Below are 11,480 nucleotides of genomic sequence, written 5' to 3'. Positions count from 1 at the left end.
CTAGGTGGATGCCCGCCGCACACACCCCCTGGCCACGCCGCACGTCCCCGCCTTCCGCCCCCGGAGCGGAACCGCGGGCGGGGTGGGCCGCGGGAGTCTCTAGCCTTGGCCGGATGACGGGCGAGGACGAGTGGCGCGGGTGGCGGTCGGCGACGGAAGAGGCGCTGTACGGGCCGGGCGGGTTCTACGGGTGCGCGGCCGGTCCGGCCGGGCACTTCCGGACGTCGGTGCACGCCTCTGCGCTGTTCGCCCGGGCGGTGACCCGGCTGCTCGGCGCGGTCGACCGGTCGCTCGGCGGACCGCCGGAACTGGCCTTCGTCGACATGGGCGCGGGCCGGGGTGAGCTGTGCGCCGGGGTGCTTCGCGCGTTGCCTCCGGAGCTGGCGGACCGGACCAGGGTGGTCGCGGTGGAACGGGCCGTGGGCCGGCCGCGGGGCCTCGACCCGCGGGTCGAGTGGCGGGCCGCCCCGCCCGACGGCGTGACGGGGCTGCTCTTCGCCAACGAGTGGCTGGACAACGTTCCCGCCGAGGTCGCCGAGGTCGCTCCCGACGGGAGGGTACGCCTGGTGGAGGTCGCGCCGGACGGCACGGAGCGCCTGGGACCCGAACCGTCGGCCGGGGAGCGGGACTGGCTGCGGCGGTGGTGGCCGCTGGCCGGTGCCGCTCCCGGGACGCGCGCGGAGATCGGCGCGCCTCGGGACGCCGCCTGGGCCGCGGCCACCGGGACGGTGCGCCGCGGTGTCGCCGTGGCCGTGGACTACGCCCACGAGCGCGCGGCCCGGCCGCCCTTCGGGACGCTCTCCGGTTTCCGGGAGGGCCGCGAGACCCGCCCGGTGCCGGACGGTTCCTGCGACCTCACCGCACATGTGGCCCTGGACGCCTGTGCGGCGGCGTTCACCGCCACCCCCGGGGCCGCCGCCGGCCCCGGCCCCGCCCTGCTCACCCAGCGCGAGGCCCTCCAGGGCCTCGGCGTCCACGGCGGTCGCCCCCCGCTCTCGCTTGCCTCCACCGACCCGGCCGCGTACGTCCGGGCGCTGAGCGGCGCCGGTGAGGCGGCCGAGCTGACGGCCCGCGGCGGCCTCGGCGACTTCGGCTGGCTGCTCTGTCCCGTCGGCACGGAACTGCCGCCCCTCGGCTCGGAACCGCCGCCGCGCACCACGGAACCGCCGCCCCCCGGCACCGACCCGGGAGGCGGGGGCGGATGAGGCGGCTCCGGGCCCGGTGGCTGGACCGGGCACGGCGGGCCGCACGGGCCGCGCGGCGGTCGTCGGTCCGGTGGTGGAGGCGGGCCCGGAGTCTCCCGCGCGCCCTGTCCCGCCTACTTGTCGATGTCCCCGACCACGAAGAAGAGCGAGCCCAGGATGGAGACCATGTCGGCGACGAGGGTGCCCGGCAACAGGACGGCCAGCGCCTGGATGTTGTTGTACGAGGCGGAACGGAGCTTGAGCCGGTAGGGCGTCTTCTCCCCCTTGCTGACCAGGTAGTAGCCGTTGATGCCGAGCGGGTTCTCGGTCCAGGCGTAGGTGTGGCCCTCGGGGGCCTTCAGCACCTTGGGCAGCCGCTGGTTGACGGGGCCGGGCGGCAGCTCGGCGTACCGGTCGAGGCAGGCGTCGGCGAGGTCGAGGGAGTTGTAGGTCTGCTCCAGCAGGCACTCGAAGCGGGCCAGGCAGTCGCCCTCCTCCCGGGTGACGACCTCCAGGACGTCGGCGAGCTCCCCGTAGGCGAGGTAGGGCTCGTCGCGGCGCAGGTCGAAGTCGACGCCGGAGGCACGGGCGATGGGGCCGCTGACCCCGTAGGCGTGGACGTGCTCCTGGCTGAGGACTCCGATGCCCCGGGTACGGCCGCGGAAGATCTCGTTGCCGAGGACGAGCCGGTCGAAGACGTCCATGCGGGCCCGGACGCCGGCGACGGCGGCACGGGCACGCCCGGGCCAGCCCGCCGGCAGGTCCTCCTTGAGGCCACCGACCCGGTTGAACATGTAGTGCATCCGGCCGCCGGAGAGTTCCTCCATGACGGCCTGGAGCTCCTCGCGCTCGGTGAAGGCGTGGAACATCGGCGTGATGCCGCCGAGTTCGAGGGGGTACGAGCCGAGGAACATCAGGTGGTTCAGCACCCGGTTCAGCTCGGCCAGCAGCGTCCGCAGCCAGACGGCCCGCTCGGGCACCTCCATGCCGAGCATCCGCTCGACCGCGATGACCACACCCAGCTCGTTGCAGAAAGCCGACAGCCAGTCGTGGCGGTTGGCGAGCATGACGATCTGCCGGTAGTCACGCGCCTCGAAGAGTTTCTCGGCACCCCGGTGCATGTAGCCGACGACCGGTTCGGCCGAGACGACCCGTTCCCCGTCGAGCACGATGCGCAGCCTGAGCACACCATGGGTGGAGGGGTGCTGGGGGCCGATGTTGAGCACCATGTCGGTGCTCTCCGCGCCGCCGCCGATGCCGATCATCGTCTCCGTCATGGAGTCAGTCTCTCGCATCTAGGCTGGGGCCATGGAGACGGGGAGCGGGACTGCGGCGGGCGGAGCGGCGGCCGGCGGCACAGCACCGGAGGGCCCCTGCGGCGACCCGGCGTGGACCGCGCTGCCGCCGGGACTGCTGGTGATGCGCCGGCTGCTGCTGGTCGCCTGGTCGGTGGGGCTCGCCCTGGTGGCCGGGGTGGCGCTCGGCCTGCTGGCCGGTCCCGGCTGGGCCCTGTTCGCGCTGGTTCCCCTCTCGGTCCTGCCGTGGGGCTGGCCCCTGCTGGCCCGGAACTGGCGCTCGTGGCGGTACGCCGAGCGCGCCGACGACCTGCTGATCAGCCGGGGCGTGCTCTGGCACGAACAGACGGTGGTGCCGTACGGCCGGATGCAACTGGTCGAGGTGACCTCCGGCCCGCTGGAACGCCGGTTCGGCCTGGCCGGGGTGCAGCTGCACACGGCGGCCGCCGCGACCGACGCCCGCATCCCCGGCCTGCACCCGTCCGAGGCGGAACGCCTCCGCGACCGCCTCACCGAACTGGGCGAGGCCCGCTCGGCGGGCCTGTGAACGAGGCGTCGGGCCCGCCCCACGACGAGGCCGCCGAGGACGGGCCCCGGCGCACCGGGCCGGCCCGCGCCGCCGGGCCCGTGGGCGACGCCTCCGGCCAGGCACCCGTCTCCGCCGGCCGGCCCGGTTCCGGCGAGCGTCGTCTGCACCCCGTCACGCCGTTGCGGCGGGCCTGGGCGCCGGTGGCGCTCCTGGCGGGGTGGGCACTGCACGATCCGGGCAGCGCGTACCGGCATGTCAGTGATCTGGCGACCAGCACCTTGCTGCTAGGGCTCGGCGTGTTGTTGCCGGCCGCCGCGCTGTACGGCTTCCTCTCCTGGTGGGTGACCCACTTCTCGGTGACCGACACGGAGTTGCGCATCCGGACGGGAGTGCTGTTCCGGCGTACCGCGCACATCCGGCTCGACCGGCTGCAGGCGGTCGACGTGACGCAGCCGCTGCTCGCCCGCTTCCTCGGGGTGGCCAAGCTGAAGATGGACGTCATCGGCACCAGCAGCAAGGACGAACTGGCCTACCTCGGTGAGCCGGACGCGCGCGCCCTGCGGGCCGAACTGCTGGCGCGCGCGGCCGGGTTCGCCCCGGAGACGGCGGGCGAGGTCGGAGAGGCGCCGGTACGGCGACTGGTCCGGGTGGCGCCGCGTATGCTCGCCGTCTCCCTGCTGCTGACGGCGACCACCTGGCTGTCGCTGGTCGGCGCGTTGATCGTGCCGGGGTTCCTCTGGTTCGCCACCCACAACCTGTGGACGGTACTGGCCGCCGGCCTCCCGCTGCTGGGCGCCGCCGGGGCCACCAGCGCGGGGCGCTTCGTCCGCGAGTACGACTGGACGCTCGGTGAGTCCCCCGACGGGCTGCGGCTGGACCACGGGCTGCTCGACCGCTCGCACGAGACGGTGCCGCCCGGCCGGGTGCAGACGGTACGGGTCGTCGAGCCGTGGCTGTGGCGGCGGCTCGGCTGGGTACGCGTGGAGCTGGACGTCGCCGGTTCGCAGAACGGGGTGCTGCTGCCGGTGGCCGACCGCGCGACGGCGCGGGAGATCATCTCGCGGGTTCTCGCGGGCGCCGAGGTGCCCGAGGAGTTCCTCCCGCCGCCGGGCCGCGCGGCCTGGTGCGTACCGGCCTGGTGGCGGGGGTACGGCCTCGCGGTCACCGACCGCCTCTTCGCCGCCCGGCACGGCCTGTTCCACCGCACCGTCGCTCTCGTCCCGCACGCCAAGGTGCAGAGTGTCCGGCTGGAACAGGGGCCGTGGCAGCGCCACCAGGGCGTCGCCGACCTGCACGTCGACACCGGCGCATCCAAGACGGTCACCGCCCACCTCCGCGACGCCACCGAGGCGGCCGCGCTCCTCCGCGAGCAGGCCGACCGCTCCCGCACCAGCCGCCGCACGGCACACCCCGACCGGTGGATGACGGGTCCGGGAGCGGGAGCGGAAGAGGGGAACGGCGGCGGGACGGGCGCCGTCCCGTCTCCCGGGTGACGGCTCCGCCGGCGCGGCATATGCCGTGCGCGTGCTCCGATCAATCCGGCGCGCGGTGGCGCGGCCATGAAATCCGCATGTCTGATTGGTGATTCCCTCGCTGCCCGGCACAGCGGGCGACCCGGGATACTGGCGAGTAAACAGCTTGCACGCAACGGACCGAGGGGCAGCGTGAGAAAGGCGGACGGGCACAGCGCGATGCACCTCTGGTCCCTCGGTGAGGACATCGGCATCGAGGACGACGCCTCCGGTGACGGAATCGTCCTGACCGGGCCGAACGGCACCGACCGGGTGGCCGAGGCGTCCCCGCTGGTACGGGAGGCGCTGCGGCGGATGCAGCTCGGGCCCGTGCTGCTCGCCAACCTCGCCCCGGGGCGCCGCGAAGCGTCCGCGCCGCGGGGAGCGCTCCCGGTCGGCAGCGACGACCCCGCGCTGGCCCGGGCTCTGGGCGGCATCTCCCACCTCGTGGTGCGCACCCTGGCCATCGACGATCTGGGCGGACCGCTGCTTTCGGCCGTTCCCGTGGTCCGGCCCGCCCCGTTCGTCCCGGTCCGGCCGCCGCCCCGGCAGGCGATGCGGCTGATGGACGAGGTCTCACTGACCCCGGAGAGCGGCGGCTTCGCGCTGAGTTCGGCGGCCGCCTCGCACCGTGTCCTGCTGCACCGGCCGGAGGCGGCGTTGGTCGCCTCGCTGCTGGGCTGGCCCGTGACCCCGGAGGCCGCCGCCGACGTGCTGCCGGTACCCGGCGTGGTGCCCACGGGGGTGATCGGCTATCTGACCGCCGCCGGGATGGCCGCGCCGGTCCACGGGCCGCGCCCCGCCCCGGCGGGGGAGCCGCCGGCGGTCTCCTGACCCCAAAGCCCCCCGGCCGCCGCCGGGCGGCCTCACAGCAACCAGTCGGAGGCCTGCGCGATCCTGATCGCGTCCACCCGGTTGCGGGCGTTGAGCTTGGAGACCACCGTGGTCAGGTAGTTGCGGACCGTCCCGGCCGAAAGGTGCAGCTCCTTGGCGATCTCGCCCGGCTCCCAGCCCTGCGCGACCAGCCGCAGCACTTCCGTCTCCCGCTCGGTGAGCGGGCTGTCGGCGCCGTCCCACGCCGAGAGGGCGAGCTGGGGGTCGATGACCCGGTGGCCGGCCACCACCCGCCGTACGGCGGTGGCCAGTTCGTGCGGCGGGGCGTCCTTGAGCAGGTAGCCGGAGACGTGCGCCGAGAGGGCACGGCGCAGGGTGCCGGGACGCCCGAGATTGGTCAGGATCAACGTCCGGCACTCGGGCAGCGACTCGCGCAGCCGCGCCGCCGCGGTGAGCCCGTCGATCCCGGGCAGGTCGATGTCGATGATCGCGATGTCCGGCCGGTGTTCCAGCGCACTCGGCACGATGTCGTCGCCGCGGCCGACCTCGCAGACGACCTCCAGGTCGTTCTCCAGGTTCAGCAGGGCGACCAGGGCGCCGCGGACCATGTGCATGTCCTCGGCCAGCAGGATGCGTATCGCCATGGAGGCCGCTCCTCAGGTTCGTTCGGGGGTTGCTGGTGCGGTCAGGCGGTGGGGCCCTGGGCGTACGCCTCGGCCCTCCGGGCGGGGGCCCCGGGGGCCGGGTGCGCGGGTACCTCCGCGATGAGGGTGAAGGTCTCGTCCCCCGCCCGGGAGACGGAGAGCCGGCCGGAGACCGCCCCCAGCCGCGTCTCCAGGTTGCCCAGACCGCTGCCGCTGTGCGGCGAGACGTCGCGGTAGGAGGGGTCGACCCCGTCGTTGGAGATACGGAGCCGGACCACGCCGTCGTCCTGGACGGACGTGATGGCGCAGACCGAGGCCCGCGAGTGGCGCAGCAGGTTGGTGATCGCCTCTCGGGCGACCGCCGCCAGCACCGTGTCAACCTGCGGATCGATCTCGCCGAGCCGGATGTCGCTGTGGACCGTGACATCCGCGGACCGCAGCAGCGACTCGGCCGAGGCCAGCTCCTGCTCCAGCGACATCCCGCGCAGGCCGGCGGCGACCGAACGCACGTCGGCGAGGGATTTCCGGGAGACGGCGAGGACCTCGCCGACCTCCTCCATGGCCCGCTCGGGGTGGCTGGGCACCAGGCGGTGGATCAGCTCGCTCTTCAGAGTGATCACGGAGAGGCTGTAGCCGAGCAGGTCGTGCAGGTCTCGGGCGAAGCGCAGCCGTTCCTGCGTGACCGCCATCCGGGTCAGCTCGATCCGGGTGTCGTGCAGCGCCTTGACCAGTTCCGCCAGGCGCGAGAGCCCGTAGACCACCAGCCCGGTCAGCAGGCTGGACTGCGCCAGGTAGAACGCGTCGCGCAGCGGCAGGCCCTCCAGCAGCGGCGGGATCGCCATGGTCGAGCCGACGAGGCCGTAGGCGGGCCAGGCACGCCGCGGCGGCAGCAGGAGCAGCAGCGACCCGGCGAGGAAGCCGGCCATCGAGCCCCACTGGGACCGGAAGAAGATCAGCGGTACGTAGGTCAGCGCCGCCTGGCAGCCGAGGGTGACGCACCGCCCCCACAGCGGCGCGTGCCGGGCACCCGCGCCCGAATGGCGGATCTGGAGCAGGAAGACCCCGGCCTGGCAGACGAAGGAGAGCACCAGCGAGAACCGGGTGTGCGGAGCCGCGGCGAGGTTGATCGCGGTGACGCTGAGGTAGCCGAGCAGCACCACGACCAGGATGATCCGGGCCAGTCTCGGCGCCGGGAGGTACAGGTGGTCGGCCCGTGCTCCCGGTGTGGCGGCTTCCTCCTCGGTGTCCGGTCTCGCCTTCCCGGTCGACCCGGAATCCTCCAGTGGTTCGTCATCGCCCCGTCTCATCCGTACGCAGCCTTTCCCCCGTCGAACCTCCGTGCTACGCAAGGAGCGTAAGTGATCTGCGGGGAGACTGTGCCGGGATCATGGCGAGGCGTCGGCGCGCGGTGTCCGGGCGCCGGTGAGGCGGCACGCGTTCCGGGCCAACCGGAATCAGACGAAGAGGGGCGTCGGGTTCAGCTCCTCCAGCCTGCACGGCTCGGTCCGCAACCCCAGCTCCACCGGCGTGTCGTACAGCCTGCCGGGGGCGTACCGGGGCCAGAAGTGACGGAGTCCGGGTACCAGGACCTTGACAACCGGAAGTTCCAGGTCCGGTCTGGTCTGGTCCAGGACCAGCAGCTCCAGGCCGCGTGATCGCAATAGTTCCGTAATGGACCTGACGTCCTGGAGAAGATCACCGGCGGGGGTGTAGGACCAGTGGTCCGGGGTGCGGGCAGGGGCCGCCCGGTCCGGTCGTACGTAGGGGCGGTTGGCGGCGGTGGCGTGGCGCCACCAGTCGAGGGGTTCGGGGTCGGTGACCCGGTAGCCGCCTCCGTCGGCGGTCACCTCGCCGACCAGCGGCAGCAGTTGGCCCATCTCGGTCAGGGCCCGGCGCAGCGCCACCCGGGGGTCGAAGTGGGCGCCGAAGCCGAAGACGATGTCCTCGGCCGGTTTGTCGGTGCGCCGGGAGAGCGCGGCGACCACCGGGATGCCGAGGTCGCTGGTGAGGTCCAGCGCCCACACCTCGCGGCCCACCGACCGGTACCCGGCGCGCAGCCGCTCGATGTACGACTCGCCGAACGCGTCGAGGTCCACGGCGGGATGACGGGTGCGGTTGTACCACCACAGGGCGACGGCGTCCCGCTCGACCAGTTCCAGGAACCCCTGGACCAGCGCGTCCTCGGGGCTGCTGCCGGCGGCGTTGCCGTTGGAATCGGCCCACAGCCCGTCCGGCGCCTCGTGCTCGCCGAAGAAGAGCAACGAGGTCGGCAGCAGCCGGCGGCGCCGGTGGGTCAGCGACCAGACCGGGGTCCACTCGGTGGGGCTCTCCTCGTCGAACCGGCGCGGCACGTGGTGGAGGTGTGAGCCGCCTGAGTTCCAGCGGTCGCGGTCGGCGAACTGCCGCTCGTGGAAGAGCTGGCACGCGTTCGGGTGGACGGCCTCGTCGCCGAGCGCGCGGTAGGTCTCCCGCACCACCGGCTCGTCGCCCTGCCGGGTCCCGCTGTACCGCTCGACGGCCTCGCAGAGCGCGCTGGTCCGCGCCTCGGTGTCGCTGAGCCCCTTGCCACCGCTGAGCGAACGCAGCCCCGCCCGCAGTCCGGCGAGGGTGCCGCTGCGCATGGCGAGGTTCTGCCCGGAGAGATACGCGCTGATGAAGCCGGGGCTGCCCGGCGCCCGGCGGATCTCCTTGACGACGCCGGTGACGGGCCCGACCAGGTGGCCGTACCGCTCCAGCATCTGGGCGGGGGTCAGCGCCCGGTGGCCGTTGAGGTCTCCGGCGGCCTTGGGGCGGGAGGCGGGCACGAACGGCGCCTCGATCCGGCGGGCCGTCAGCCTCGGGTCGCCGCAGACCGCGCACTGCGGCAGCCGGGCGGTGGGGTGGGTGGTGGTGGCCAGCGTCACCGTGTCCAGGGTGGTCAGCCCGTCGTGGCTCGCGCCGCGGGCACCGGCCAGCCACTTGGCCGCCTCCAGGACGGCCAGGTGGGTGGCGACGGCGCGGCCGGCCGGGAGTGTGGCGTGCGGGCGGCGCACGGGGCCGTCCTGCCCCAGCGCGCGCTGGAGCGGCCACTCGGCGTGCCGGTGGCCGCGCAGCCGGGTGGCGAGGCAGTGCCAGCACGGGCCGTCGTGCGGACGCAGCACGGGTCCGAGCCAGAGCGCGGCCGACCCCAGCCGGACCGGCAGCCAGGGGGTGCCCGCGGTGCGCTGCCGGGCGTCGACCCCGGCGAGTTCCGGGTCGAGGTAGTCGTCGCACAGGACGAGGGAGAGGTCGGCCTCCTCGGCCGTGCCGGCCACCGTCAGGCCCGAGGCGCGGCACGCCTCGGCGACCCCGGCGGGGTCGGTGCCGGCGAGCGGGACGAGCGCCACCGCCGTCCCGGCCAGGGCGGCCAGGGCGTCGGGGGCGCCGGGTCCGGCGAGGTCCCAGTAGGCCTCGGTGGCCGGGTCGGCCGTCTCGGGGGTACGCACGCGGAGCAGGCCCGCCGCGTCGAGTGCGCGCAGCGAGCCGGCCGCCTCCTCGGCGGTCAGCTCGGGCCCGGCGTCGTTGATCACCGCGGCCTGGTCGCGGGTCCCGTCGAGCAGGGGGACCAGCACCTCGGCCGGGGTCCCGCGCAGCGCGGTGACCCCGCGCTGGGAGACCAGGTACGCCGCTTCGCCCGGTACCACGGTCGCCCGCAGATGACTCTTCAGGCCGATCGGCCCGACGCGGCCACCGGCGGGCTCACGGCCGCGTCCCCCGAGGACGGTCATGCCTGGTGCTGCTCGCGGGTGGCCGGGCCCGGCGCGGCCGGGGAGGCGGCGATGCAGATGGTGAAGAGGGCGGTGCCGTGCTCGGGCAGGGTCTCCAGGTCCTCGATGATCAGGGTGCGCGAGGAGGTGGCCGCGCCGTCGGAGCGCGGGGCGGAGAGCGTGGCAGAGCTCATGGTGGTGGTGTCCCTTTCATCCGTGGGGTGCGCCGGTTGTGTGCGGCGCCTCCCCCGATACCCCCGGATCGGGGTTCCGTTGCAGCGATTCTGTGCGACTCCGGTGAACGCCGGACAGCCCCGCGGGTCACCAAGGGGCCATGAAAATCTCATGGCGCGGTCACCCGCTTTCGGCAGGGCCCGAAACAACTGGCCGGTGGCGCACCGGGCCTGGAGGGTACCCGTACGGCGGCCGGAGTGGTTCAGGCGGCCGGGCTCGTGACGTGCAGCGGGGCCGGCGCGGGTGTGCGCAGCCGGCCGCCGAGGAGCGCCATGCCCAGCGGGGTCACCGAGTGGAGCGCGCAGTTGCGGACCCGGCGAGTGGTGATGAGCCCCGACTCCCGCAGTACCGAGGCGTGCTGGCTGGCGCTGCCCGGCGAGACACCGAGCCGCGCGGCGAGCTGGCTGGTGGTGCAGGTGCTGGTCAGCGCGCGCAGGGCGGCGGCGCGGGTCTGGCCGACCAGTGCCCGCAGGGCCTCCCCGCTGATCGCGTCCACCTCGTCGGTCGGGGCGAACAGCCGGGAGACGTCGGAGGGGACGGCGAAGACCAGCGCGGGCTGACCGCTGTCGCGTTCGGCGTGCAGCGCGCGGCCCACCAGACCCGGCAGGAAGGCGGAGGGGCTCAGCAGCAGGCCGCGCCCCTTGAGGTGGATGTCGCGCTCCGGGCCGTCGTGGATCTCCAGCACCGGCGGGTTCCACACGATCCTCGGGTGGAGGGTGGCGAGGAAGCGCTCCACACCGCCGGTCATCACGATCCGGCCGTGCTCGGCGCACTCGTGGTCGAGGTGCTCCAGGACGCGGTCCCAGTAGGGGGCGCCGCCCGCCCGCCACATGTCCACGGCCAGCCGGGTCACCTCAGTCCGGCTCAGGTGGAGCGCGGAGAGCGCCGAGGTGTCGGCCTGCGGCGAGGAGTCCAGGAGGAAGAGCAGGTCGTCGGGGGCGCGCAGCGAGCGGAGCAGGGGCAGCAGAGGACGGTTGAGGGAGTAGGTGTCGCGGAGCCTCGCCAGGGTCTCACCACGCCATCGGGCGTACTCCGCGTTACGTGAGTGGGCCAGCGCGCCGAGCGCGAAGATCCCCTCGGCGACCGGCCCGAGCGTGCTCTGTAGACGCGTGCGGGCCAGGTCAGCCGCTGAGAAGTGAATCCTCTGCATGTGTTTCCCCCGTTGATGAGTGGTGGACCCGAGCGCCAGGCGCGCGGCCGGTCCGCCTCCACCGGTTCACGGTGGAGCGCCGTACCGCTGCCCGCCCGGCCGGACGGTCTCCGGGGGAGGGCAGGTGCCGTGCGCGCGGATACCTCGCGGTGTTGGTGCCAGGGGCGCCCGCGTGCGGCCGCTCCTGTCCAGACTCATGCCAGACGGTGCCACGGCGGGTGGCGCGCGGACAGTGCCGCGTTCCTTGAGGCGCCATGGCCGATTCACCACGCCGATCATGAATTCTTCAGGTGCGGACCTCGTGAGGGACCGGGAAAGATCCCAGCCTCGTTCCCGGCTTTCCGTTTCAGCCGGGCGCGGCCGGGGACGGGGGC

General features: G+C 74.1%; 10 protein-coding genes. 4 read left to right on the top strand and 6 right to left on the bottom strand.

Features of this window, described 5'->3' with window-relative positions; all coding sequences use genetic code 11:
* Positions 1-113: 113 nt before the first annotated feature.
* Complete coding sequence (locus tag Sdia_RS07015; RefSeq protein ID WP_100458042.1) at positions 114-1,205, top strand: SAM-dependent methyltransferase; 1,092 nt, start codon at positions 114-116, stop codon at positions 1,203-1,205.
* A 113-nt stretch (positions 1,206-1,318) separates the two neighbouring features.
* On the opposite strand, the gene Sdia_RS07010 is transcribed toward Sdia_RS07015, so the two are convergent.
* On the bottom strand, positions 1,319-2,461 hold the full coding sequence (locus Sdia_RS07010) for an NADH-quinone oxidoreductase subunit D (RefSeq protein WP_100458041.1): 1,143 nt from the start codon (positions 2,459-2,461) through the stop codon (positions 1,319-1,321).
* 31 nt (positions 2,462-2,492) lie between these two features.
* Here Sdia_RS07010 and Sdia_RS07005 point away from each other — a divergent pair, with 31 nt between their 5' ends.
* From Sdia_RS07005 to Sdia_RS06995, 3 genes are all read left to right on the top strand, one after another.
* The gene (locus Sdia_RS07005) at positions 2,493-3,026 is read left to right on the top strand and encodes a PH domain-containing protein (protein WP_100458040.1); all 534 of its coding nucleotides are present in this window, start codon (positions 2,493-2,495) and stop codon (positions 3,024-3,026) included.
* Complete coding sequence (locus Sdia_RS07000; RefSeq protein ID WP_371874232.1) at positions 3,023-4,501, top strand: PH domain-containing protein; 1,479 nt, start codon at positions 3,023-3,025, stop codon at positions 4,499-4,501. The genes Sdia_RS07005 and Sdia_RS07000 overlap by 4 nt, the downstream gene beginning before the upstream one ends.
* Positions 4,502-4,672: 171 nt before the next feature.
* On the top strand, positions 4,673-5,353 hold the full coding sequence (locus Sdia_RS06995; protein ID WP_100458039.1) for an NADH oxidase: 681 nt from the start codon (positions 4,673-4,675) through the stop codon (positions 5,351-5,353).
* Positions 5,354-5,385: 32 nt separating this feature from the next.
* Here Sdia_RS06995 and Sdia_RS06990 read toward each other — a convergent pair whose 3' ends face one another.
* The 5 genes from Sdia_RS06990 to Sdia_RS06970 form a co-directional block, all read right to left on the bottom strand.
* Positions 5,386-5,997 (bottom strand): response regulator transcription factor, encoded by a 612-nt coding sequence (locus Sdia_RS06990; RefSeq protein WP_100458038.1) that lies wholly within the window; start codon positions 5,995-5,997, stop codon positions 5,386-5,388.
* Between the two features lie 41 nt (positions 5,998-6,038).
* Positions 6,039-7,304 (bottom strand): sensor histidine kinase, encoded by a 1,266-nt coding sequence (locus tag Sdia_RS06985; RefSeq protein WP_115068784.1) that lies wholly within the window; start codon positions 7,302-7,304, stop codon positions 6,039-6,041.
* A 147-nt stretch (positions 7,305-7,451) separates the two neighbouring features.
* Entirely contained in the window at positions 7,452-9,743 is a 2,292-nt protein-coding gene (locus Sdia_RS06980) for a TOMM precursor leader peptide-binding protein (protein ID WP_100458036.1), read from the bottom strand.
* Positions 9,740-9,916, bottom strand: a complete 177-nt coding sequence (locus tag Sdia_RS06975; RefSeq protein WP_164494931.1) for a hypothetical protein — start codon at positions 9,914-9,916, stop codon at positions 9,740-9,742. Before Sdia_RS06975 ends, Sdia_RS06980 begins: the two co-directional genes overlap by 4 nt.
* A gap of 242 nt (positions 9,917-10,158) precedes the next feature.
* Positions 10,159-11,106 carry an ArsR/SmtB family transcription factor gene (locus Sdia_RS06970; RefSeq protein WP_100458035.1) on the bottom strand — a complete coding sequence of 316 codons (948 nt, stop codon included), beginning with the start codon at positions 11,104-11,106 and terminating at the stop codon, positions 10,159-10,161.
* Between the last annotated feature and the right edge of the window lie 374 nt (positions 11,107-11,480).

The sequence above is a fragment of the Streptomyces diastaticus subsp. diastaticus genome, from assembly GCF_011170125.1.
Taxonomy (GTDB): Bacteria; Actinomycetota; Actinomycetes; order Streptomycetales; family Streptomycetaceae; genus Streptomyces; species Streptomyces diastaticus.
The sequence above is the reverse complement of the archived record's forward strand: the minus strand, read 5'-3'. Positions and strand labels throughout refer to the sequence as shown.

Excerpts from the sequence above, each read along its gene's own strand:
- Sdia_RS07015 (WP_100458042.1), top strand. The coding sequence starts at position 114 with ATGACGGGCGAGGACGAGTGGCGCGGGTGGCGGTCGGCGACGGAAGAG.
- Sdia_RS07010 (WP_100458041.1), bottom strand. The coding sequence starts at position 2,461 with ATGACGGAGACGATGATCGGCATCGGCGGCGGCGCGGAGAGCACCGAC.
- Sdia_RS07005 (WP_100458040.1), top strand. The coding sequence starts at position 2,493 with ATGGAGACGGGGAGCGGGACTGCGGCGGGCGGAGCGGCGGCCGGCGGC.
- Sdia_RS06990 (WP_100458038.1), bottom strand. The coding sequence starts at position 5,997 with ATGGCGATACGCATCCTGCTGGCCGAGGACATGCACATGGTCCGCGGC.
- Sdia_RS06985 (WP_115068784.1), bottom strand. The coding sequence starts at position 7,304 with ATGAGACGGGGCGATGACGAACCACTGGAGGATTCCGGGTCGACCGGG.
- Sdia_RS06980 (WP_100458036.1), bottom strand. The coding sequence starts at position 9,743 with ATGACCGTCCTCGGGGGACGCGGCCGTGAGCCCGCCGGTGGCCGCGTC.
- Sdia_RS06975 (WP_164494931.1), bottom strand. The coding sequence starts at position 9,916 with ATGAGCTCTGCCACGCTCTCCGCCCCGCGCTCCGACGGCGCGGCCACC.
- Sdia_RS06970 (WP_100458035.1), bottom strand. The coding sequence starts at position 11,106 with ATGCAGAGGATTCACTTCTCAGCGGCTGACCTGGCCCGCACGCGTCTA.